The 22,360-nt window shown below is 45.2% G+C and carries 24 protein-coding genes; 6 read left to right on the top strand and 18 right to left on the bottom strand.

The annotated features are described in order from the left end of the window. Positions 1–91: 91 nt before the first annotated feature. From ADH67_RS00315 to ADH67_RS00290, 6 genes are all read right to left on the bottom strand, one after another. Positions 92–442 (bottom strand): RidA family protein, encoded by a 351-nt coding sequence (locus ADH67_RS00315; RefSeq protein ID WP_066590593.1) that lies wholly within the window; start codon positions 440–442, stop codon positions 92–94. A gap of 12 nt (positions 443–454) precedes the next feature. Beyond that, entirely contained in the window at positions 455–1,828 is a 1,374-nt protein-coding gene (locus ADH67_RS00310) for a PFL family protein (RefSeq protein WP_066590592.1), read from the bottom strand. Positions 1,829–1,856: 28 nt separating this feature from the next. Continuing rightward, the gene (locus tag ADH67_RS00305) at positions 1,857–2,423 is read right to left on the bottom strand and encodes a glycine cleavage system transcriptional repressor (RefSeq protein WP_066590591.1); all 567 of its coding nucleotides are present in this window, start codon (positions 2,421–2,423) and stop codon (positions 1,857–1,859) included. Between the two features lie 85 nt (positions 2,424–2,508). Next, entirely contained in the window at positions 2,509–3,345 is an 837-nt protein-coding gene (locus ADH67_RS00300; RefSeq protein ID WP_066590589.1) for a TatD family hydrolase, read from the bottom strand. Then, positions 3,329–4,018 (bottom strand): ABC transporter ATP-binding protein, encoded by a 690-nt coding sequence (locus ADH67_RS00295; protein ID WP_066590587.1) that lies wholly within the window; start codon positions 4,016–4,018, stop codon positions 3,329–3,331. Before ADH67_RS00295 ends, ADH67_RS00300 begins: the two co-directional genes overlap by 17 nt. Further along, positions 4,011–5,219, bottom strand: a complete 1,209-nt coding sequence (locus ADH67_RS00290) for a lipoprotein-releasing ABC transporter permease subunit (protein ID WP_066595555.1) — start codon at positions 5,217–5,219, stop codon at positions 4,011–4,013. Before ADH67_RS00290 ends, ADH67_RS00295 begins: the two co-directional genes overlap by 8 nt. A 132-nt stretch (positions 5,220–5,351) precedes the next feature. On the opposite strand from ADH67_RS00290, the gene ADH67_RS00285 reads away from it, so the two are divergent. From ADH67_RS00285 to ADH67_RS00260, 6 genes are all read left to right on the top strand, one after another. After that, complete coding sequence (locus ADH67_RS00285; RefSeq protein WP_066590585.1) at positions 5,352–6,407, top strand: hypothetical protein; 1,056 nt, start codon at positions 5,352–5,354, stop codon at positions 6,405–6,407. 3 nt (positions 6,408–6,410) lie between these two features. Next, positions 6,411–8,132 (top strand): single-stranded-DNA-specific exonuclease RecJ, encoded by a 1,722-nt coding sequence (gene recJ / locus ADH67_RS00280; RefSeq protein ID WP_066590583.1) that lies wholly within the window; start codon positions 6,411–6,413, stop codon positions 8,130–8,132. A gap of 461 nt (positions 8,133–8,593) precedes the next feature. Continuing rightward, positions 8,594–9,698 (top strand): peptide chain release factor 2 gene (gene prfB / locus ADH67_RS00275; RefSeq protein WP_143597689.1). Its coding sequence is split into 2 segments (ribosomal slippage): positions 8,594–8,674 and positions 8,676–9,698, totalling 1,104 coding nucleotides; the frame shifts between segments, so codons are not numbered across the junction. 1 nt (position 9,699) lies between these two features. Then, entirely contained in the window at positions 9,700–10,467 is a 768-nt protein-coding gene (locus tag ADH67_RS00270) for an SDR family NAD(P)-dependent oxidoreductase (RefSeq protein WP_066590580.1), read from the top strand. Between the two features lie 2 nt (positions 10,468–10,469). Beyond that, a complete protein-coding gene (lysS, locus tag ADH67_RS00265) occupies positions 10,470–11,993 on the top strand; it encodes a lysine--tRNA ligase (RefSeq protein WP_066590577.1) in 1,524 nt (507 codons plus the stop codon). A 2-nt stretch (positions 11,994–11,995) separates the two neighbouring features. Further along, positions 11,996–12,856: an NUDIX hydrolase gene (locus ADH67_RS00260; protein ID WP_066590575.1), complete on the top strand. Its 861-nt coding sequence runs from the start codon at positions 11,996–11,998 to the stop codon at positions 12,854–12,856. 298 nt (positions 12,857–13,154) lie between these two features. Here ADH67_RS00260 and ADH67_RS00255 read toward each other — a convergent pair whose 3' ends face one another. From ADH67_RS00255 to uvrB, 12 genes are all read right to left on the bottom strand, one after another. After that, positions 13,155–13,451, bottom strand: coding sequence for a helix-turn-helix domain-containing protein (locus ADH67_RS00255; RefSeq protein WP_066590572.1), 297 nt, complete (start codon positions 13,449–13,451; stop codon positions 13,155–13,157). Beyond that, positions 13,444–13,542, bottom strand: a complete 99-nt coding sequence (locus ADH67_RS00250; protein WP_336581057.1) for a type II toxin-antitoxin system RelE/ParE family toxin — start codon at positions 13,540–13,542, stop codon at positions 13,444–13,446. The genes ADH67_RS00255 and ADH67_RS00250 overlap by 8 nt, the downstream gene beginning before the upstream one ends. A 276-nt stretch (positions 13,543–13,818) precedes the next feature. Continuing rightward, positions 13,819–14,013 (bottom strand): Fe-S cluster assembly protein IscX, encoded by a 195-nt coding sequence (gene iscX / locus ADH67_RS00245; protein ID WP_066590571.1) that lies wholly within the window; start codon positions 14,011–14,013, stop codon positions 13,819–13,821. 2 nt (positions 14,014–14,015) lie between these two features. Further along, on the bottom strand, positions 14,016–14,354 hold the full coding sequence (gene fdx, locus ADH67_RS00240) for an ISC system 2Fe-2S type ferredoxin (RefSeq protein WP_066590569.1): 339 nt from the start codon (positions 14,352–14,354) through the stop codon (positions 14,016–14,018). Positions 14,355–14,356: 2 nt separating this feature from the next. Then, a complete protein-coding gene (hscA, locus tag ADH67_RS00235) occupies positions 14,357–16,219 on the bottom strand; it encodes a Fe-S protein assembly chaperone HscA (RefSeq protein ID WP_066595552.1) in 1,863 nt (620 codons plus the stop codon). Positions 16,220–16,223: 4 nt separating this feature from the next. After that, positions 16,224–16,724: a Fe-S protein assembly co-chaperone HscB gene (gene hscB, locus ADH67_RS00230; RefSeq protein WP_066595550.1), complete on the bottom strand. Its 501-nt coding sequence runs from the start codon at positions 16,722–16,724 to the stop codon at positions 16,224–16,226. Positions 16,725–16,744: 20 nt separating this feature from the next. Beyond that, positions 16,745–17,068 (bottom strand): iron-sulfur cluster assembly protein IscA, encoded by a 324-nt coding sequence (gene iscA / locus ADH67_RS00225; RefSeq protein WP_066595548.1) that lies wholly within the window; start codon positions 17,066–17,068, stop codon positions 16,745–16,747. Then, positions 17,068–17,463, bottom strand: coding sequence for a Fe-S cluster assembly scaffold IscU (gene iscU, locus ADH67_RS00220; RefSeq protein ID WP_066595546.1), 396 nt, complete (start codon positions 17,461–17,463; stop codon positions 17,068–17,070). The genes iscA and iscU overlap by 1 nt, the downstream gene beginning before the upstream one ends. A gap of 15 nt (positions 17,464–17,478) precedes the next feature. Further along, the gene (locus tag ADH67_RS00215) at positions 17,479–18,687 is read right to left on the bottom strand and encodes an IscS subfamily cysteine desulfurase (protein ID WP_089275680.1); all 1,209 of its coding nucleotides are present in this window, start codon (positions 18,685–18,687) and stop codon (positions 17,479–17,481) included. Between the two features lie 12 nt (positions 18,688–18,699). Further along, positions 18,700–19,173: an Rrf2 family transcriptional regulator gene (locus ADH67_RS00210; RefSeq protein WP_066595541.1), complete on the bottom strand. Its 474-nt coding sequence runs from the start codon at positions 19,171–19,173 to the stop codon at positions 18,700–18,702. Positions 19,174–19,558: 385 nt separating this feature from the next. Next, the gene (locus tag ADH67_RS00205; RefSeq protein ID WP_066595539.1) at positions 19,559–20,059 is read right to left on the bottom strand and encodes a low molecular weight protein-tyrosine-phosphatase; all 501 of its coding nucleotides are present in this window, start codon (positions 20,057–20,059) and stop codon (positions 19,559–19,561) included. Between the two features lie 176 nt (positions 20,060–20,235). Continuing rightward, complete coding sequence (uvrB, locus tag ADH67_RS00200; RefSeq protein WP_066595537.1) at positions 20,236–22,281, bottom strand: excinuclease ABC subunit UvrB; 2,046 nt, start codon at positions 22,279–22,281, stop codon at positions 20,236–20,238. Between the last annotated feature and the right edge of the window lie 79 nt (positions 22,282–22,360).

The raw sequence follows: 22,360 nt of genomic DNA, 5'->3' as shown, positions 1-22,360 counted from the left end.
TGTCCTAAACAAACGTACAAATCAAAATAAAGTAAAAAATAACTCCACAGATTTTCACCTATGGAGCCATTTTCTTACCAGCGGATTAGTCTTAGAGTGCAGCTTCTGCTGAAACTTGAACTAAAAAGGCAGGGCTGGAAAGTTCGCATTGAGCCACTGTCCTGGCAGGAGTACTTTCGGGTACCACCCACGCTTCCCATTCTTTGTTCATATCTTGAAGATCACCGATATTGGCCAAATAGACAAAAGCGCGAAGTAAGCGGCTTTTATCAGTCCCCGCTTCTGCAAGCAATTCATCAATTATGGCCAAAACATTTTTAGTCTGCTGGCGCGCTGTGCGGGCAGCAGACAAGTCAACCTGTCCGGAAATATAAACGATGCCGCCATGAACAACAGCCTCGCTGAACCGGTTATTAACTCGAATACGCTTAATTTCGCTCATTTTCTCTGACTATTAATTCTTGAAAGAATGAATCGGGGCAGGAATACGACCACCCCTATTAATAAAGTCTGCAGCAGTTCCTTGCTGGACCGGCATAATATCGGCTCCTCCGAGCAGGCCGCCGAACTCAGCTCTTTCTCCGACGGTCTTGCCCGGAACGGGAATCAAACGGACCGCAGTTGTCTTGGCGTTAATCATGCCGATTGCCGTTTCGTCAGCAATAATCGCAGAGATGATATCAGCCGGTGTTGAACCCGGAATAGCAATCATGTCGAGACCAACGGAGCATACGCAAGTCATAGCCTCTAACTTCTCAAGAGTGAGCTTGCCGCTGGAAGCCGCTGCGGCAATAGCCGCATCTTCACTGACGGGAATAAAGGCACCGGATAAACCGCCGACTTGGGATGAGGCAAACACACCGCCCTTCTTTACAGCGTCATTTAGCATTGCCAAGACGGCTGTAGAGCCGGGGGCACCGATGGAGCTTAACCCAACGCTTTGGAAAATTTCACCAACAGAATCACCGATAGCAGGAGTCGGAGCCAAAGAGAGATCGGCGACACCGAATGGCAGATTCATTCTTTGGGCGACTTCAGAACCAATCAGCTGACCTACTTTGGTCACCTTATAAGCGGTTGTTTTAATGATTTCTGCAATTTCAGAAATATTGAGATTTTCGCCTTCACGCTTTACTGCACGGTCGATAGCTTTCTTAACAACGCCGGGGCCGGAAACGCCAACGCTGATAACGGCGTCAGCTTCGCCTACGCCGAGATACCCACCGGCCATAAACGGAACATCCTGAGGAATATTGCAGAATACAACCAGCTTGGCACAGCCTAAGCCGTCCCGATCGGCAGTAGCTTCGGCAACATCCAAAATTCTATGACCCATTAACTTCACAGCATCCATATTAATGCCGGCCCGTGTGCTTCCGACGTTAATGGAAGAGCAAACGCGGGATGTTGTAGCTAATGCTTCAGGCAATGCATCGATAAGATTTCTTTCGCCCGGAGTAATGCCTTTTTCTACAAGGGCACCAAAGCCTCCTAAGAAGTCAACACCAGCCTCTTTGGCACAATCATCGAGAAGCTGGCATGTTTTAACCATCTGGTCGCGACTGAAGCCTGCACAGACTGTACCGATCGGAGAAATCGTAATTCTCTTATTGACGACGGGAATACCGTATCTATCTCCCACTTCGTTGCAGGTGGAGACTAAGTTCTTAGCAAACTTATGAATCTTTGTGCGCACTTTAAAAGAGAAAGTGCCGAAATCGTCGCTGATGCAGTCAAAAAGATTTAAGCCCAAAGTGACGGTACGAACATCCAAGTGTTCGCTGCGCAGCATATCAATTGTCGATATAACTTCACGTTCAGTAAGCATTTTTGTTCCTAATTATTCTTTAGATTGGTTAAGCGACAGAGACTCTGTGAATAGCTTCAAAAATTTGACGATGCTGCATACTCAAAGAAACGCCTTGCTCTTTGGCGATGTCAGACAAGGTTTTGTGAAGAGCTCTTCTATCAATATCAAAGGGGACGGTGATTTCAAATACCAACAAAACTTTCTCAATACCGTCAAAGCTTTCTTGATTGATAGAACGAAAGTTGTCGATGTTAATCTTACCTTCAAAAAAGATACGCGTGAAAGCGAGGAGCAAACCTTTGCCGTTTTTCCCATCAACAGTAACCACAAATGGTTCGCCGTCAGTATGAAAAACGGAACCTGCCTGGTAGTCCAGAACATCCACCCACATGTTAAAACCGCGTTTTTCAAATATTTTGACGATTTCGCTATGAACTTTCTCTTTAGAAATGTTCTTCGGCTTATTGACGATCATGATGGAAGAAAACTGATCGGCGACAGTTGTCTGGCTCATATCAACAAAATTGCAATTCAGTTTACTGAGAGCTTCAGCTACGGAATAAACGACGCCGGCCCTGTCCGGTCCCGCCACGGTCACTAGAATTTTGTCCACTTTATAAATCCTCTTTATTGGCTGTTGTGGATTATCACAAGACTGATTTTTTATATTAATTAAGAAGATAAGCCTATAAATCTTTTCACGGTACTTTTTTGACGGCGCCGAGCGTCTGAAGTTTTGGGAATGCGCCAAAGGCATTTTTGGTTGTCTGCTCAGCAATTTCTTCCACGGAGACATCTCTGAGCTCGGCTGCCACTTCCGCATACATACGAAGATCTCTTGGCATGCTGTGAGCATCTTCCGGGTTTTCCGCTCTTCTTATGGAGGAGGGCATATCCGGACAGTCGGTCTCTAGAACCAAGACGTCTTTCGGAAGCTCCGAGAGCAGTTTTCTAATTCTGCAAGATCCGGAATAAGTGCATGCTCCGCCATATCCCAGCTTCAGACCTAAATTTATGAAGATCTTAGCTTGTTCCAAGCTTCCGTTAAAGGCATGAACTGCGCCCCCTGCAATTCCGATCCGCCTAATATGCTTGGCTACGAGATCCGCGGCTCCTCGGACGTGCACACTAACAGGAAGTTGGAAGTCTCTGGCCAGCTTCAATTGATCTGAAAAGACTTTTTCTTGAAATTCCATTGGAATCTTGTCAGTAATGGTGCCATCTAAACCAATCTCACCTATTGCACTAAGAGTAGAAGTGGCCAAGTGCTGATCTATAAAATCTCTAATGAGATTATGCTCAGTACAATAAGTTTTAGGATTGAAAGAAAGCGGATGAATACCGGCAGCATACCCGGCATTTATTAAAGCAGCGACAGTATGGGTCCGCAAAACACTTCGCCAGTCGCCTGCACAAATAAGCATTTGAAAAACACCTGCATCAACGGCAAGTTCGACGGCTGAGGCAAGAGCCTGCCGAGACTTCGTGAATTCATCAACAAATAAATGATTATGGGTATCAACTAATCGAATCATCAGAAATTCTCCCGTCTTTCAGTCTTAAAATGCGGTCGCATCTTCGAGCTAAATCCATATCATGGGTCACAATAACAACTGCCGTATGCTTCATCCTAGCTAACTTGAGAAGATAGTCAAAAACAGAAAGAGCCGTGTCTTGATCCAAGTTGCCTGTTGGCTCATCTGCTAAAAGGCATACCGGATCCCCGACGGTTGCTCTTGCAATCGCAACACGCTGTCTCTCTCCGCCTGACAACTGACTCGGCAGGTGATCCTTACGGTCCCACAAGCCCATAACCCCTAATAGTTCAAGAGCCTTATTCTCCGCATAATCCGTTTTATCCCTGCGGATACGCAAAGGCATGGCAATGTTCTCCAATGCCGTGAATTCCGGCAGTAGATGATGAAATTGATATACGAAACCCAATTTTCTGTTTCTGAGAATCGTTCTTTCTTTTTCAGCTAAATGTCCCAGATCTTCCCCGTCGATTATGACTCTTCCGCTGTCGAACACGTCCAAGCCGCCGAGACACTGCAGCAAGGTAGATTTTCCGGAACCGGAAGTTCCGACAATGGCAACGATTTCACCGGCCTTAACCGTCAGGGTAACTCCCTTAAGCACCGATACCTTGGAATTACCTTCCGTATAAGTTTTCTTTACGTCAACCGCTTCAACTGCCAGTTTATTCATATCTCAAAGCCTCCGCCGGTTGAATCCTTGCTGCACGCCAGCTCGGATAAATAGTCGCCGCTAAAGAGAGAAGGAAGGAAAATACGGCAATCGGAATGATGTCATCAGCTCTCGGCTCACTCGGCATATTGGAAATCAAGTAAATATCCTTAGGCAGGAACTGAACGTTAAACATCGCTTCAATAATATTGACAATTGACTCGACGTTAAAAGCAATGAGTAAACCTAGTCCCACGCCGATTGCAACGCCGACAAAACCGATAAACATGCCTTGGATCATAAAAATTTTCATAATCGATCCCTGAGACGCTCCTTGAGTTCTGAGAATAGCAATATCGCTGCGTTTTGAGTTAACCGTCATCACCAAAGAAGAAACCAAACCGAAAGCGCCGACCAGAACGATGAGAAACAAGATAATACCCATCATTCTTTTTTCGACCTGCACAGCTGCAAACCAATTTCTGTTTTGTCTTGACCAATCAAAAGCGTAATAACCGTCTTGAAGCTGAGAATTCAAATTTCGGGCAACCACAGGAGCTTCCTGCATATCTTTCAATTTAAGCCGCAATCCCGTAGGACCGCCGGTGCGGTAGAGAGCAGCAGCATCATTCAAATGGATAAAACTCATGGAGCTGTCATATTCATAATGGCCGGAAGAAAACACGCCGGAAACCGTAAACTGTTTCATTCTCGGAACCATTCCGGCAGGGGTGAATTGCCCCTGCGGAACCATCATAGAAATTTTGTCACCCGGAACTACACCAAGGCTTCTGGCCAGATCCGTGCCGATTACGATATTGAAAGAGCCCGGCTTCAGGTCAGAGAGTTTGCCGACCCTCATCACGGTCGCCACGTTGCTGACGGATTTCTCGGCCTTTGGTTCAATACCGGTCACGGCTACCCCTTTAATGTTGGCTCCGCTGCTGAGGAGCCCCTGGCTTCTGACATATGGCGCAGCACCGATAATTTCTTTATTTTTTGATGCAACTGTTTTTGCCAATGCCTGCCAGTCTGAAATCGGGGCAGTTGTATGAACAATTTCTGCATGCGGAAGAACGGAAAGCATTTTGTCGCGTACTTCTTTTTGAAATCCGTTCATAACCGACAGAACCACGATCAATGCCATCACACCGACAGCAATCGATAAAACCGACATCCCGGAAATAAAAGACACGAAGCCATCCCTTCTGCTCCCGCGCATGGAAAACGTGTAGCGAAGCCCTACGGCCCACTCAAAAGGGAGTTTTTTTATAAAAGAATTTTTCACAAAAATTTTCCATCTGTAGAGGTAAAGTCATTTTAACTTGCAGAAGGCTGCTATTAGAATGGCGGAATGTCTTCTTGTATATTTTTATTCCCAAACGCACTTCTTTCTGAAGAAGAACGGAACCAGTTGGGCAATGCCGCTATTCCCGGCCCCCTTCGCGATATGTGCCTGGGCTTCAGCGAGCCAACGTGTTTTCCCGTTTTCGGAACTGAAGCTCTTCAAGGTATAGCCACCGATCAGTGGATATGGATGAATATTGCCAAAAAAGAGAACCTTATTCCTTATGCTCCTCTTCTTTGGGAAGGGTTCGGCGGACAAAGAATATCCAAAGAGTTCTGGCAAGTTTCTCCTTACTTTCTAGATGCTAAAGGAAACATTGAGGAAGCAGCGGAAGCTTTCGATTTAGATGAAGAGTGCTACCTGCGTGATCTTCTTGCACCACTTGCCCGGAAATATAAGCTAGAAGTTCAAGTACTAGACGGAAGATTCTTTTTTGCAAGAAAAACTGCTTGGAAAATTGAAGTTTGTCCATGGAAAGCTCAGCTGCATCAAAAACCTCAACCGGTTTTCGGAGAAGACAAATCCGAGTTTGAAGCTGTTGACAGCGAAATTAAAAATCTTCTTCAAGGAAGCGAACTTAACCAATACCGTAAAGAAAACGACCGTCAGGAAGTCCAGGGTTTATGGATCAGCGGCGGAGGATTTGATACTGCCATAAAAGACGTCTCTTTCACTCGAGTAGTTCAAACCAACTCAGTTCTTGTCAAAGGAATCTGCAAATCTTGCGGAATTGCCAATAATTTTGTCACGCCCGAGGGCGCGCCGTGGCCGGCAGAATGTCCTGAAGGGGATCGCTTAAGCATCTGTACGGATTTTTTGGATCCGGCCGTTAAGAAAGACAAGAGAAAATGGATTGATGCTTGGGAGAAAATCCGCAAACATGTTGAGAACCATCTGACCACTGCCAAAGGCATCGAAAACCTGGAATTGTTCAATCCGGTCCTTGTTGCCACCGACGGCCTTAGAGTCAGCACGATCACAAAATCATTGAAGAAATCATTTTTTCCTATGTTTGGGAAGAAGCAGGACTTCTCCAGGCAATGGATTTGTCCTAAGGATTAAAGGATGTCACTTTTCAGCGTTAGGCGTTTTAACTCCGTTGTCGCAAACAGCTTAGCCAGTGCCGGCTATCCTGCGCCCGTGGCTCGAGCCCTTGCCGCAAGAGGAGTTTGTCATGCACAAGATTTAAACGGAGAGATCAAAGATCTGCTCCCACCGCATCTTATGAAGAACTGCGTTGAGGCCGGAAAACTATTAGCCCAATGCATTCTCGAAAAGAAAAAAATTATCATCATTGGAGACTATGACTGCGACGGAGCTTCCGGCGTTGCAGTCGGTATTTTAGGCCTCAGACTTCTAGGAGCGGTGTTCCCCGATTTTCTGATTCCGGACAGAGAAAAAGACGGTTACGGCCTGTCTAAATTTCTCGTTGATCGCGCTCTGATGGAAAAAGCAGAGGTTCTTTTGACTGTGGACAACGGCATTTCATCGGTTGAAGCGGTTAAATACGCCAAGGAAAAAGGTCTGACGGTTATTGTTACCGATCACCATCTTCCAGCCGATACTCTGCCCGAGGCTGACTTTATTGTTAATCCTAATCAGCACGGAGACAACTTCCCGAGCAAAGCATTATGCGGTGCCGGTGTTATGTTCTATCTTCTTTTAGCTACTCGAAGTGCGCTTCGGGAATTAGGGCTTTATTCCCGCGTACCCCAGCCCAATCTTTTAACTCTGATTGATTTGGTTGCTTTAGCTACGATTGCCGACGTTGTTCCGCTGGATCGAAATAACCGCATCATTGTTACCAAAGGCATTGAGCGAATTCGCCAGAACAAGCTGCAGTCAGGCCTATCGGCTCTGCTCAAAGTCGCGGGACGCAATTGTTTTGATATTTCTGCCACGGAACTAGCATTTTCCGTAGCTCCGAGAATCAACGCCGCCGGGCGTCTTTCCACCAATGACTTAGGCGTCTATTGTCTTATCAGCGCCGATGCACCGACAGCATTTGATTTTGCGCAGAAGTTAGAAGAACTCAATAAAGAACGCAAAGTCAAAGAGCGCGAGATGCAGCAGGATGCACTCTCTTCTATCGGTACTTTAGACGATCCTGAAGCCCCTGCTATTTGTCTGTACGACCCCACTTGGCATTCCGGTATCGTCGGATTGGTTGCCTCTCGCATTAAAGACAGCTATTACCGTCCGACTATAGCTTTTGCGCCGAGTGCGGAAGAAGGGCGAGAAGGAGAAATCAAAGGCTCAGGCAGGTCAATCAACGGCATTCATCTGCGGGACACCCTGGATCTCATCAATAAGAACCATCCGGGCTTGATTCTCAAATTCGGAGGCCACTCTTTGGCTGCAGGTCTGACAATTAAAGAGAACGATTTACCGGTGTTTGAAAAAGCTTTCAAAAAGGCGGTTCTGAAGAATGCTCCTTCAGGAACGTTTGTTAAAAACACTTTAGTCGATGGCGAACTTGCACCGTCAGACTTCACAATGTCAGTAGCAAACGCCATTGACAGTATTGTTTGGGGTCCTTCTTTTCCTGAACCGATTTTTGCTAATCACTTTGTGGTTAAAAATCAAAAACTACTCAAAGACACTCATCTGAAACTCGATTTAGAGATGGACGGCGTAGCCGTTTCCGGCATTTGGTTTAGAAGAAAGAAACCGCTGCCTGAAAAAGCTTATCTAGCTTACAAGATCTGTGTTAACCAATGGGCCGGCCGGAGAACTCTCCAGCTCATTATTGAAGACATGGAAGACGAGGAAGAAAGGCTTCTTTAGGACTTGTCCGCACCTAAAACAAAACTCAAAACTGCTGGGAAGAAATAAAGGCTTTTCAGCAGTTTCTGTTTTTGTTTTTGAAAAGTAGAAAAAACTTGACTAACGCAAGAATCACAAGTCTTTCTCCTCTGCATCGCTCTCATAAACTTGAACGTTGCCAAAATATGATTTGTTCAAGAAAGCTCACTAATGCAGTTTTTATCCTCTTTCGGAGCAACCTTGTAGGTCTTTGAAAGCGCTTAGGCTCAAGGCCTGCATGAGAATATTTTCTCAAACTATTTGTTGCAACTTCAGATGCTCTTGACTTGATTCACCGCCAGTAACTACTTGCTTATTTAGAAAATTTTGCGCAGGCCACCAGGCTCGATGTTGTTAAGGAAAAGCCGTTTTTAATGCCTATCATTGGTAAAATGTCAGGTTCATTGAAAGTTGTATCACTCTTGATTTAATTGGAAAAACGAATGGATGTTGAACGCCTAAACCTTATTTCTTCCACTGCGGAAGATCTCTTATCCCGCGTAGAAGAACTTCGGGGGTATCTTTGACTTCGACGAGAAAGAGAGAAAACTAGAAGAAGTCAACCGTGAAATAGAAAATCCTGACCTTTGGAATAATCCTGAAAGAGCTCAGGAAATCAGCCAAGAAAAGAAACGATTAGAAGACATCGTCCTCGGTTTGAGAGACCTGCAAACCGGCTTAAAAGATTCCTTAGAACTTTTTGAATTGTCTCAAGCAGAAGATGATGAAGACACTCTGCTTGCGATCGAGCATGACGTCGGCGAGATGCGGAAAAAAGTTGAGCATCTCGAATTTCAACGTATGTTCAACCAAGATCACGACGAAGCCAATTGCTTCCTGGAAATTCAAGCCGGTGCCGGAGGTACCGAGGCTCAAGACTGGGCAAGCATGCTGGAAAGAATGTATCTCAAGTTCTCCGAACGTCAAGATTTCAAAGCAGAGCTCATTGAAGAGACTGAAGGCGATGTGGCCGGCATCAAAGGCTGCACAATCAAAATTACCGGCAATTATGCTTACGGCTGGCTCAGAACTGAAACCGGTATTCACCGCTTAGTCAGAAAGAGCCCGTTTGATTCAAACGCCAGAAGACATACCTCTTTTGCGTCCGTATTTGTGTACCCGGAAGTTGACGAATCTTTTGAAATTGACATCAATCCATCTGACCTCAGAATTGATACTTTCCGAGCTTCCGGTGCGGGCGGTCAGCATATTCAGAAGACAGACTCGGCCGTTCGAATCACACATATTCCGACAGGTATTGTTGCTGTTTGCCAAAATGGCCGAAGCCAGCATCAAAACAAAGCCGATGCGATGGCTGTTCTGAAATCTAAGCTCTACGAAGCTGAATTGAGAAAGCGCCAGGCTGTTCAGCAAGCGGTTGAAGACAGCAAGAGTGATATTTCTTGGGGCCATCAGATTCGATCTTATGTGCTGGATCAATCTCGTGTTAAAGACTTAAGAACCAATGTCGAAACCGGCAACACCATTGCTGTCCTAGACGGTGCCTTAGAGCAATTCATTGAAGCAAGCTTGAAGCAGGGAGTCTAAGATGGCGACACTTACCATCATCACCGGTGCCTCCAAAGGCTTAGGCAAGCAACTGGCTCTTCAATGCATGAAGGAGGGCGATACCGTTGCCACCATTGAGCGTCATCCGGACACTGAGCTTGTCGGCATCGCCAAAGAACTCGGCTGTGAGTTAATTCAGCTTCCCGTTGACTTAACAGATCTTAATTCCACAGTATCGACCGTTTCCTGGCTGATTAACCAAGCCTCGCCGGAGCAATTCTCCTCTGTCAGGCTCATCAACAATGCCGGAGTCCTCGGACCTGTCGGACCGATTTCTGAGGCCTCTGCTCCGGACATCGATCACACGATCCGCATCAACTTTGAAGCACCGGTTCTTATTATTCAGAGATTTTTAGAATTAACCAAGAATTGGAAAGCGCCTAAGAGAATCATGAATATTTCTTCCGGCGCCGCTAGAAAAGACGTTCCGGGCTGGGCCATGTACTGTTCGACCAAAGCAGCCTTAGACAGATTTTCTTCTACCGTTTCCGAGGACGCCAAAATCCACGGAATCGATCTCAAGATTTCCTCCGTTGCTCCCGGCGTCGTTGACACCGGAATGCAAGAACAAATTCGTTTGCTCTCTTCGGAAGATTTTCCGCAAGTCGAAAGATTTAAAACCCTCAAAGAAGAGAGTAAATTAACTTCGCCTGATAAGGCTGCCGCCAAACTTTTGGCCTATCTCGACAGCCCTGCTTTCGGACAAGAAACCATTACCGATATCAGAAACATTTCCTTCGAAGGATAAAAATGCAAAATCAAGAAAACGCAAAAGATCAAGTAGAGCTCAAAGAGCAGGAAAACCACATTATCGAAGAGAGACTCGCCAAGTTAGACAAGCTTCGCCAGGCAGGTCCCGCTTATCCGAATGACTTCGAGAAAAAAGAAGAACTCGGCGATATTCGTGCTAAGTACGAAAACACTTCTGCAGAAGAATTAGAAGCCAATCCGGTTGAAGTTCAAGTCGCCGGCCGCATTATGCTTAAGCGAGTTATGGGAAAAGCCAGCTTTGCCACAGTCAAAGACGTCAGCGGCACTATTCAGTTCTTCATCACTCTTGCAGAAGTCGGTCCTGAAACTTACGAACTCTTTAAGAAGACTATTGATATCGGTGATATCGTCGGTGCCAAAGGCACACTGTTCCGCACACAAAAAGGCGAACTCTCCGTCCGCGTCAAAGTTCTCAGACTTTTAACCAAGAACATCCGTCCGCTTCCTGATAAGTTCCATGGTCTGTCCGATCAAGAAATCCGTTATCGTCAGAGATACGTGGACCTGATCATGAACGAAGACACACGCAAGACATTCAGAATCCGCTCTAAAGCCATTGCAGCTACACGTCAGTTCATGATGGAACACCGCTTTATGGAAGTTGAAACTCCGATGCTTCATCCGATTCCGGGCGGAGCTTCTGCAAAGCCGTTCATCACTCATCACAATGCCCTCGATATGGACATGTACCTCCGTATTGCGCCCGAACTTTATTTGAAGAGATTGGTTGTCGGCGGTTTTGAACGTGTATTTGAATTGAATCGTTCCTTCCGCAATGAAGGTGTGGACGTTCGTCACAATCCTGAATTCACCATGATGGAATTCTATGCAGCCTACAAGGAATACCACTGGCTCATGGATTACACAGAAAAACTTCTCCGCTTTGTTGCCAACCAGACTATCGGCACAGAAATTATTCAGTATCAGGGCCACACCATCGACCTTTCCAAGCCGTTTGATCGCCTGACAGCAAAAGACGCCGTTCTTAAATACTGCCCGCAGTACACAGCAGAAAATCTTGAAGACGCCGACTTCATGCACAAAGAACTGGAAAGACTCGGAGAGCCACAGAAGAAGAACATTGGTATCGGAGCCCTTCAAATGGCCATGTTCGAAGCAACAACTGAAGCCAAATTGATTCAGCCGACATACATCATTGACTATCCGGTTGAAATCTCTCCGTTAGCCCGAGCTTCCGACAAGAATCGGGAAATCACGGAACGCTTTGAACTTTTCATGGCCGGACGTGAAACAGCAAACGGCTTCAGCGAATTGAACGATCCTCAGGATCAGGCCGCTCGTTTCCAAGCTCAAGCAAAACTCAAAGCAGAAGGCGACGATGAAGCCATGTACTACGACGCTGACTATGTTCGCGCTCTTGAATACGGCCTTCCTCCGACAGGCGGCTGCGGTGTAGGTTTAGACAGATTCGTCATGCTCTTGACTGATTCTGCCAGCATCCGTGATGTTCTTCTCTTCCCACATATGCGTCCCGAGTCATAAAAATGCTGAGTAATTCTGCCAAAGATCTGTTGGTTAACCTTCTTACCACGCTAGGAAAACAAGCTGATGAAAAGGTTCCGGCGACAAGAATTTCTTTATTTTTAAACGATATTCTTGTGGGACATTTGAAGAGCAGAGAAGCCGTTTTTCTCAAGAAAACATTCCGTTTTATAGAGCTTGACGGACCGTGTTCCAGATGTCGGATTTTGGCAGAAAATCCGCAGCAAGCCTCTAAAAGAATTGCTGCAATTTCTCAGATTTTTAAACAATGCGGTCTTGTCACAGCGTGGCGAGACGAGTTACTACCGGTGGTTTCTGTCAAAGACTTCGGCAGAACCACGGGATTAGCCGAAATTGAAAGAGCGATGGCCAGACCATTTGCTCTTTCAACCTTTGCCGTTCATCTAAATCCTTACACACAAGACGGCCGTCTATGGGTGTCTCAACGTTCATTTAAGAAGGCGATAAACCCGGGCTATTGGGATAATTGCGCAGCCGGCATGGTCCCTATCGGCGAGACATTTCTGACTGCCATGGCACGAGAAAGCTGGGAGGAAGCCGGTATCGAAGAAGGCACTCTCCAATTTCATTTTCTAGAGCGCCATTTGATTTCCAGAGCAGTAACCGAAGGATGGATGTTCGAACATACGATTATGTTCGATGCTGATGTTAGCGACAACTTTGTTCCTCACAACGTTGACGGAGAGGTCGAGAAATTCGAACTTTTAACACAAGAAGAAGTGATTCAAAGAGCTGCTATCGGTGCATTCACATTTGAATCTTCTCTGTCTGTTCTATTATCAATTGCCAACAAGAACGGCCTTTCAGCGGATCTTATCAGCTATACAAACCACTTGTTTTGAAGGGCATAGGCGTATTGACGAAAAAAGCCCGAGGCACTCTTATCTGGATCGTCCGCAGGCTTCACGGAATCTCATCTGTAAAGTTTTAAGCGATCAGCATCTGGTCTTTTGGGCAGTTCTTCTTAATTCATTCCATCAATTCTCCGATATTTTCTGATCGTTTTGTCTTGACTTTATTCTTGACCACACAGGATGCCTCATATAGTGCTATCTGTCTTGATCCAGTGAACCTCTGTTTCACTCTCTTGGAATTACTTTAATTTCCACTCCGTTTTTGAATCTAAGGAATCTAAGCCTTTCAGATAAGCCTTATTTCGATTTTTTTACCAATAGCATGCGCATATCGTTGTAACACAGCGAAAGTAGGAAGTTTTCCTTCTTTAAGGTTTGCTTCTAGTCTGCAAACCGCAGACCGAGGCAATTGCATTCTCTTTGCTACATCACTTTGGGAAAGTTGTTGCTCTTTTCTTGCGGCTAAAGCAGCATCAAGGAGAGCGTACTGATCGTCAAGCTCTTTGACAGCATTACAAAAGTCAGGGTTTTCTTTCCATCTTGCGATCATTTCTTCATGAGTCATGGAAGTTCTATCAGCCATTCTTAACCTCCTTAAGGCGGTTCCCTGCAATTTTCAGCTCTTTGTCAGAAGTTTTCTGAGATTTTTTAATAAAAGAATGCAGAACTACAATCCTTTGGATTTAATCTTCTCTGACTGTTCTATTATCAATTGCCAACAAGAACGGCCTTACAGCGGGTCTTATCAGCTATCAGGAGATTTAATCCTACGTGTCAAATAGTGCAAAACCTTAAGAAGCATGTCTGCAAACTCTCTCTTCTGAATAGGCCCGTGTGTTTGGAATGCTTTGGCTAGAGGCAGCCCAATTTCATTTTTCTTTAAACAAAAACGGCCTTGCGGCCGCTTTTGTTTATCTCGGAAAGTCCAGGTACTTCCCTAACTGCTTGAATTACTCAACTTCATCAAGCCACGCCATTAAGATCGCTTCAAGGATCTTTTCATTACTGGCCTCAGGATCATCTTCAAACCCGTCAAGTTCACAGATCATCTGATGCATCTGCGGAAAACCAAGCTTCAATGGATCCTGATCGGGATACTCATCCGCTAAAGCAATAGCAATATCTCTTGTATCAGACCACTTCATATTTAAAAAGCTTCCCTAGCGTGGTTTCTAGAATACTTAGGAATCTCCACGGTAATGTCTTCATCACCAACTGTAGTTTGGCAAGACAGTCTTGAATTAGACTTCAATCCCCAGGCCTGATCAAGCAAGTCTTCCTCATCGTCCTCAGCCGAAGCAAGGGTATCGAATCCTTTGTCGATATAACAGTGGCAAGTTGTACATGCACAAGACAATTCGCAGGCGTGTTCAATTGGAACGCCGTTGTCCAATAAAGCACGAGCTAAGTTAGTACCTGCCGGTACTTCAAATTCCTTGCCGTTAGGGCAAATAGTTTCATGGGGGAGAACTGTAATTTTTGGCATCTTTATACCTCGTAAACAGACTTACCCTGCAAAGCTGCAAGGATTGTTCGATTCATTCTGCGGGCAGCGAAATCTTCAGTCCCTTTAGAAAGGGCATTGATTGCTTTCTTAATCGCCTCAGTGTCATCTTGCTCCTTAACACGAACAAGATCCTCAATTAAAGCGTCGATTTGAGAACGTTCCTCAGCATTAAGCAAGTCGGCATCAGTCTTTAAAGCGGACTCTGTAGATTCAAGCAAGCGGGCTGCTTCAACTTTCTGCTCACGCAGCTCTCTCAGTTTCATGTCTTCTTCAGCATGACCATGGGAATCTTTAAGCATTCTGGTGATTTCATCTTCGCTCAAACCATAGGACGGCTTAACGGAAACGGACGCTTCTGCTCCCGTGGTGTTTTCTCTTGCTGAAACTGAAAGAAGACCGTCGGCATCCACCTGGAAGGTAACGCGGATTCTTGCAGCTCCGGCAACCATCGGAGGAATTCCTCTAAGCGAGAATTTTGCCAAAGAACGGCAATCTTCGACCATGTCCCTTTCGCCTTGAACGACGTGGAAAGACATTGCTGTCTGACCGTCCTTAAAAGTTGTGAAATCTTGCGCCATGGCAACTGGAATTGCCGTATTTCTTGGAATGACTTTTTCTACTAGACCGCCCATAGTTTCGATGCCGAGAGATAGCGGAGTGACGTCTAGCAAAAGCCAATCTTCACCGGATTGATTGCCGGCAAGCAAGTTGGCCTGCATAGCAGCTCCAACCGCAACCACTTCATCCGGATCGATATCGGTTAAAGGCGGCTGATCAAAATAGTTTTCTACCGCTTCACGAACATTCGGCATACGGGTTGAACCGCCGACTAAAACAACCCCTTTGATTTCGCTGCGTTTCAAGCCTGCATCTTTAAGAGTGTTTTTTGTCGTTTCAATGCATTTATTAACAAGATGAGCGGTGATAGCGGCAAAAGCCTCTCTGGAAATAGTCAGATTAACAATCTTTCCGTCGCTCAAAGTTGCGTGAATAACTGCCCTTTCGTGAGTAGTCAAATGTTCTTTAGCTTGTTTGGCTTTTCCCAAGAGAAGACGAGAATCGGATTTATTGAGGAAGGACAATCCTGCCTGCTCTAAAATCCAGCAATACAATCTTTGGTCGAAATCATCGCCGCCTAACTGGCTATTGCCGCCGGTGGCAAGAACTTCAAACACTCCCTTGGACAAGCGCAGAATAGAGACGTCAAAAGTACCGCCTCCCAAGTCGAACACGATATAAAGACCTTCGGCTCCTTTATCAAGCCCGTAAGCTAATGCGGCAGCGGTTGGCTCGCCTAACAAACGCAGTACGTTTAATCCTGCCAATTTGGCGGCATCTTTGGTTGCTTGTCTTTGAGCATCATCGAAATAAGCCGGAACTGTTACGACAGCACCGACAAGTTCACCGCCTAACGCTTCTTCAGACCGTGATTTAAGCTTTTTAAGGATTTCTGCAGAAACTTCAACCGGAGATTTTTCCCCGTTTACCGTGCGAAGTCTAAGCATTCCTTCGCCATCTGTTAAATCATAGGAGATGTAAGAGCCCTCTTGTCTGACTTCGTCAGCACTTCTGCCCATTAGTCGCTTAACACTGGAAATTGTATTGAGAGGATCTTCCGAAGATTTCAGTCTGGCTTCTTCACCGACTTCCACCTCTCCGTTTTCAAGATATCTAACAACGGAAGGAAGAAGCTTTTCTCCTTTTTCATCAACAAGTACTTCCGGTGAGCCATTACGCACGGTCGCCACTAAGGAATTGGTAGTTCCTAGGTCTATACCTACGGCTAACCGCTCCTCATGGGGAGCGGTTGACATACCGGGTTCGGAAATTTGCAATAAAGACATAAAGTTATTTCAAATCTTCTAATTGCCTTGCGAGGAACATTATTTTTTTAATGTTCTCACTGGCAGTTTTTGGATCTTTATCCTCGTCCAAAGAATGTTCGACTTTTTTTAGCAAGTCTTCTTTTTCCCCGGAGATTTCTTCTTTTAGCTTCTTCAGCCGGGTCTCATCATTTGCTTCTTTAGCTGTTGAGATTTCTTCGCGGCGAATCAGCTGATCCATTAAAAACTCTTCATTAATTGAGCCGCTGGATTCTTCATCCACCGGAGATCCCAAAAGCGCACAAACAAGCTTGGCCCTTTGGATGGGGTCTTTCAGAACGGAGTAGGCATCGTTCAAACGAGTTGACCACTGCTGAGCATTTCTCTTTTCAGCTTCAGAGGCGGATGCAAACCTATCCGGATGCACCATTTTCTGAATCTGGAAGTATTTTTGTCCGAGTTCAGCTTCATCAATCTTGAAGCTCACGGGCATATTAAAAATTTGAAAGGCATTAAAAGCAGTCAACTCATCTCTCCTAAACTGAATTAAACGTGAAAGGATTTGCCGCAGCCGCAGCTTTCTTTCTCGTTCGGATTGGTGAACTTAAATCCGGAGTTCAGCCCCTCTTTCACGAAATCGATGTCTGTACCGTCAATGTATACAAGGCTCTTTGGATCGACAATGACCTTGATTCCGTAAGACTCGAAAACATTGTCTTCAGGCTCTGCTGCATCAGCAAATTCAAGAGCGTAAGCCATGCCGGAGCATCCGCTGGTCTTCACGCCGACGCGAATCCCAATGCCCTTGCCGCGCTTTGTCAAGAACTTCTGAACGTGTTCAGCGGCTTTTTCAGTCAAGGTAACTGCCATTATTTCTTTCCTAATTGTTCTTGTTTATGACGGTAATCTTCTACGGCTGCCTTAATTGCATCCTCTGCAAGAATTGAGCAGTGGATTTTGACAGGAGGAAGTTCCAACTCTTCAGCAATAGCTGTATTTTTGAGCTGTTGGGCTTCTTCAAGAGTCTTACCTTTGATCAATTCGGTGACCAGAGAAGAGGAAGCGATAGCGCTAGTGCAGCCGTAAGTTTTGAACTTAGCGTCTTCGATAACGCCTTGGTCATTGACTTTAATCTGGAGGCTAAGCACATCGCCGCAAGCAGGTGCGCCACGTGTTCCTGTTCCGACATTAGGATCATTCTTATCCAAACGTCCGACATTTCTCGGATGGTTGAAATGGTCCATTACTTTTTCGCTGTATTGCATTACGTCAATTCCTTATTAATGTTCTTTCCACTCGACAGACTTGAGATCTGTACCTTCTTTGTGCATTTCCCACAACGGAGAGAGCTCTCTTAATGCTGCTACATTTTCTTTAAAGAGCTTGATGGTGTAGTCGATTTCTTCTTCGGTTGTAAATCTGCCGATAGAAAAACGGATAGAGCTGTGAGCCAACTCATCATCGATTCCTAAGGCTTTCAGAACATAAGAAGGTTCCAAGCTGGCGGATGTACATGCGGAACCGGAAGAAACGGCAACATCTTTGCAGCGGGCCATCAAAGCTTCACCTTCAACAAACTCAAAACTCATATTCAAATTGAACGGGGCACGATGTTCCATGCTGCCGTTTACATGAACGGCTTCAATTTCAGAGAGGCCTTTGAGGAGCTTGTCGCGGAGTTTTCTTTCTCTTTCGGCCTCCTGCTCTAATTCAAGACGGGCCAGACGATAAGCTTCACCCATTCCGACGATCTGGTGCGTAGCAAGCGTACCGCTTCTCATACCTCTTTCATGGCCACCGCCGTGAATAATAGCTTCGATTCTGGCGCGAGGTTTGCGGCGAACGTAAAGAGCTCCCATGCCCTTTGGACCGTAGACTTTATGAGCGGACAAGCTCATCAAATCGATTTTGAGTTTTTCCATATCCAGAGGAATCTTACCGGCTGCTTGCGTAGCATCGCAGTGGAAGAGGATGCCTCTTTCACGACACATTTCACCGATCTTTTCGATATCTTGGACAACACCGATTTCGTTGTTGACAGCCATAACGGAAACCAATGTTGTGTCAGGACGCATTGCTTTAGCGAGCTCGTCGAGGTCGATTAAACCGTCTTTTCCAACGCCTAAGTAAGTAACTTCAAAACCTTCTCTTTCAAGCTCTCTCATGGAGTCAAGAACTGCCTTGTGTTCTGTCTTGACTGTGATTAAATGTTTGCCCTTATCCTTGTGAAATCTGGCTGCACCTTTGATAGCCAAGTTATCGCTTTCTGTTGCACCGCTGGTCCAAACGATTTCTTTCGGATCGGCGTTGATCAATTTTGCAACTTCCGCACGGGCGTTTTCAACGGCTTCCTTTGCATCCCAACCATAAGGATGGCTTGTGCTAGCCGCATTACCGAAATGTTCATTCAGATACGGAATCATCTTCTCTACAACTCTTGGGTCAGTTGGAGTTGTTGCAGAGTAGTCAAGATAGATAGGGAATTTCATTATGGACTCCATTTATTTTTTAGAGCAATTAGATTTTGAAGGTTTAACAATCTTTACTTGTTGAATACCTTGATCCTTAAGCAGCTTCTTTTCCGCAAGATCTTTAAGAGAAATGTCATGAAGAAACTTTCGCATTTCTTCATTGAGGCTGTCCCATAAATCAAAGGTGATACATTCTCCCTGACCGTCACAGCCGGCTCGGGACTTTGTACATTCGGAAGTCTTCAGGGTTGAATCGACCGCATCAAGGATCTCGTCAACTCGAATCTGATCGGAAGATTTAGCTAAGCGGTAGCCACCTTTCGGACCGCGGTTGCCTTCGACCAAACCTGCCTTTCTCAGTTTTCCGAAAAGCTGTTCGAGATAGGACGGAGACAAGTGTCTTCTAGCACTTATTTCCGCTATAGTGACATGCTCCTGCGGGGCTTGAAGCGCAATATCAAGCATCGCAGTGACAGCAAATCTTCCTTTAGTAGTAAGCTTCATTATCCTATTCCGATTAATTTAGTCGGGAATATACTCTCATCAATTTCCGAGTGCAACTGTCGGAAATGTTGTTTTTCATCCTGAGCCCGAGATCTTTGCGCGATTTTTTATTAAGCAGAAAAGTAAGACTGCCGAGAATCTTTACAAGTGTTTGTTAAATAAACGAAACTATTTTGAGTCCAAAAAGGCAATGAAATAGAGGCCGCTCATTTGGGGAACGATTTTCTCATTCAAAAAGATGATGCCGTTGAAGAAGTAATTAATGTGAAAAGGAAGTCACTGCCGGAAAAGTTTTGAGCAAGCAAGCTGTTGGGTGAAGGATTTCTCTAGATAAATCCCAGATACTAAAAAAGGACCTATTCGGTCCTTTAGTAAGCGCGTAATTTTAGAAGTTTCTCGAAGGCGTATACATAGAAGCTCTCTTCTTGACAACATCAAGCAGACCTTCACACGCATCTTCGCAATAATCCAACACTGTGTTGAAGCCTTCATTGCCGCCATAGTACGGATCAGGAACAACAGCCGTGTCGTTTTCGCTCGCATAACGCATCAAGAGAGCCAATTTGTGCTTGTACATAGGAGGGCAAATCTGCTGCATTGCAGTAAGATTTTCCCAGTCCATAGCCAAAATGAAGTCGCATTCGCGGAAATCATCTACAGTTATTTGTCTGGCTTTAAGGTTGGAAAGATCATATCCGCGCTTCCTTCCTGCGATTTGAGCACGAACGTCCGGAGCCTCTCCGACGTGATAGCCATGAGTACCGGCAGAATCAACGATAACACGATCGCTCAAGCCAGCTTCACGGACCATTTTTTCAAAAACCGCTTCAGCAGTAGGGGAACGGCAAATATTTCCCATACAGACAAATAAAACTTTAACCATAATTAATTACGCCAATTTTTAATTTTTTTCTTCAAATCCAACCAGTTACGTTAAAACAGGCACAGAAATCGCTCTTAAAAGGGACAATGCCTCTTTTAAGACTGATATATAGTAAGCAAAATTATTGAAAAATAAAAGTATGTATTTTCCTATCTTGCGCTCTTTTGTGACGAAATTTTTTAGATTTTTTCATCAGAGTCGTGGCCGTCAGCACCAAAAACTTGTTTTTTCACGGTGCTTAGTTTGTCGCGAATAGCAGCAGCCTTCTCAAATTCCAAATTCTTAGCACACTCGAACATTTCTTTTTCCAGTTTTTTGATCTCTCTGGCCAGCTCTTTGGGATCCATTCTTTCCCAGTCCATCCCGTCAACAAGATTTGAAGCCGGATCATCAACCAGATCTTTGTAGACTCCATCGATAATGTCTTTAATTTCTTTCTTTACGCTCTTCGGCGTAATTCCGTGAGCCTTATTGAAGTCGCTTTGTTTCTTGCGTCTTCTTCCCGTTTCTTCCATAGCCAAACGCATGGAGTCGGTAATTTTATCGGCGTAAAGAATAGCTTTTCCTTCTACGTTACGTGCTGCACGGCCGATGGTTTGAATTAAAGAACGCTCACTGCGCAGGAATCCTTCTTTATCCGCATCCAAAATAGCCACAAGAGCAACCTCAGGAATATCCAAGCCTTCACGAAGCAAGTTAATGCCCACTAATACATCGAAAACGCCGGCACGCAAATCACGGATGATCTCCACTCTTTCAACCGTATCAATATCAGAGTGCAAGTAACGAACCTTAACTCCGTTATCTTCCAAGAACTCAGTCAGATCTTCTGCCATTTTCTTTGTAAGTGTCGTTATTAATACTCTTTGTCCTTTGGGTACCCGCTCCTTGATTTCAGCTAAAACATCATCCACCTGAGTCCCTGCCGGGCGTACTTCTACTTCCGGATCGATCAAACCTGTCGGGCGAACCACTTGCTCAACAATCTGGGACGAATGCTCAGCCTCATATTTGGAAGGGGTAGCGGAAACAAAAATTGCTCTTCTCATCTTCCGTTCAAACTCATCAAATTTAAGCGGACGGTTGTCTCTAGCACTCGGCAGTCTGAAGCCGTATTGAACAAGAGTGTCTTTTCTTGATGCGTCTCCTCGGTACATTCCTCCGATCTGACCCAACAAGACATGAGATTCATCAAAGAACATCAAGGCATCTTTTGGCAGATAATCAATTAACGTCGGAGGAGGTTCTCCTGGTAACGCCCCCGATAAATGACGGCTGTAGTTCTCGATGCCTTTACAGAAACCGAGTTCATTTAGCATCTCAAGGTCGAACTGTGTTCTTTCTTTAATTCTCTGAGCTTCCAGCAGTTTCCCTTCGCTCAGGAATGTGGCTTCTCTTTCTTTAAGTTCTTCCTTAATCGTGTCAATAGCCCGAAGAATGTCATGACGCGGGGTCACATAGTTAGAAGTCGGATAAATCGAGAAACGATCCACTTTATGTCTGACCTTCCCTGTCAGCGGATCAAAGAAATACATTTCCTCAATTTCATCATCAAAGAGCTGAATTCTCAATGCCAATTCTGAATGCTCGGCCGGGAATACATCGATAGTGTCGCCACGGACGCGGAACGTCCCTCGAATGAAATCCATATCATTTCTCTGATATTGGATTCTGACCAAATGAGCAATCAAGTCACGCTGATCAATTCTTTGTCCGCGCTTTAAGATAAGCCGCATTTCCGTGTAGGACTCCGGTTTTCCGATACCGTAAATTGCACTGACGGTCGCCACAATAATGACGTCACGTCTTTCTAGCACGCTCTTAGAAGCGGCCAAACGCATCTGTTCGATGTGCTCGTTAATTGAAGAATCTTTTTCAATAAAGAGGTCGCGCTGGGGAACGTAGGCTTCCGGCTGATAGTAATCGTAGTAGCTGACGAAATATTCAACAGCATTATTCGGGAAGAAATCTCTCATTTCCGAATAGAGCTGTGCAGCCAAGGTTTTATTCGGGGCCATGATAAGGGTCGGCAGCCCTGTTTTGGCAATTACATTAGCCATGGTAAAAGTTTTACCACTGCCGGTCACGCCTAATAGGGTCTGTGCCGCAAGTCCGTCTTCTACGCCTTCCACTAATTCCTTAATTGCCTGAGGTTGATCGCCTGCCGGCTCAAAAGGTTGGTGGAGTTCAAACGGGGAATTTGGATAACGAATAATATTTGTCAACTAACTTCTCCTAACTACTCGGATAATCCTATCACTCGCAGTCAATTCCAAAGAGTATAGATTTTCAATTTGAGATGAG

The sequence above is a fragment of the Turicimonas muris genome, assembly GCF_002221595.1.
Lineage (GTDB): Bacteria > Pseudomonadota > Gammaproteobacteria > Burkholderiales > Burkholderiaceae_F > Turicimonas > Turicimonas muris.
The sequence above is the reverse complement of the archived record's forward strand: the minus strand, read 5'-3'. Positions and strand labels throughout refer to the sequence as shown.

Excerpts from the sequence above, each read along its gene's own strand:
- ADH67_RS00285 (WP_066590585.1), top strand. The coding sequence starts at position 5,352 with ATGTCTTCTTGTATATTTTTATTCCCAAACGCACTTCTTTCTGAAGAA.
- ADH67_RS00295 (WP_066590587.1), bottom strand. The coding sequence starts at position 4,018 with ATGAATAAACTGGCAGTTGAAGCGGTTGACGTAAAGAAAACTTATACG.
- lysS (WP_066590577.1), top strand. The coding sequence starts at position 10,470 with ATGCAAAATCAAGAAAACGCAAAAGATCAAGTAGAGCTCAAAGAGCAG.
- ADH67_RS00255 (WP_066590572.1), bottom strand. The coding sequence starts at position 13,451 with ATGGCTGATAGAACTTCCATGACTCATGAAGAAATGATCGCAAGATGG.
- ADH67_RS00300 (WP_066590589.1), bottom strand. The coding sequence starts at position 3,345 with ATGATTCGATTAGTTGATACCCATAATCATTTATTTGTTGATGAATTC.
- hscA (WP_066595552.1), bottom strand. The coding sequence starts at position 16,219 with ATGTCTTTATTGCAAATTTCCGAACCCGGTATGTCAACCGCTCCCCAT.
- iscX (WP_066590571.1), bottom strand. The coding sequence starts at position 14,013 with ATGAAGTGGTCTGATACAAGAGATATTGCTATTGCTTTAGCGGATGAG.
- ADH67_RS00215 (WP_089275680.1), bottom strand. The coding sequence starts at position 18,687 with ATGAAATTCCCTATCTATCTTGACTACTCTGCAACAACTCCAACTGAC.
- ADH67_RS00270 (WP_066590580.1), top strand. The coding sequence starts at position 9,700 with ATGGCGACACTTACCATCATCACCGGTGCCTCCAAAGGCTTAGGCAAG.
- iscA (WP_066595548.1), bottom strand. The coding sequence starts at position 17,068 with ATGGCAGTTACCTTGACTGAAAAAGCCGCTGAACACGTTCAGAAGTTC.
- ADH67_RS00260 (WP_066590575.1), top strand. The coding sequence starts at position 11,996 with ATGCTGAGTAATTCTGCCAAAGATCTGTTGGTTAACCTTCTTACCACG.
- ADH67_RS00310 (WP_066590592.1), bottom strand. The coding sequence starts at position 1,828 with ATGCTTACTGAACGTGAAGTTATATCGACAATTGATATGCTGCGCAGC.
- iscU (WP_066595546.1), bottom strand. The coding sequence starts at position 17,463 with ATGCAATACAGCGAAAAAGTAATGGACCATTTCAACCATCCGAGAAAT.
- ADH67_RS00210 (WP_066595541.1), bottom strand. The coding sequence starts at position 19,173 with ATGAAGCTTACTACTAAAGGAAGATTTGCTGTCACTGCGATGCTTGAT.
- ADH67_RS00315 (WP_066590593.1), bottom strand. The coding sequence starts at position 442 with ATGAGCGAAATTAAGCGTATTCGAGTTAATAACCGGTTCAGCGAGGCT.
- fdx (WP_066590569.1), bottom strand. The coding sequence starts at position 14,354 with ATGCCAAAAATTACAGTTCTCCCCCATGAAACTATTTGCCCTAACGGC.
- ADH67_RS00290 (WP_066595555.1), bottom strand. The coding sequence starts at position 5,219 with ATGCGCGGGAGCAGAAGGGATGGCTTCGTGTCTTTTATTTCCGGGATG.
- recJ (WP_066590583.1), top strand. The coding sequence starts at position 6,411 with ATGTCACTTTTCAGCGTTAGGCGTTTTAACTCCGTTGTCGCAAACAGC.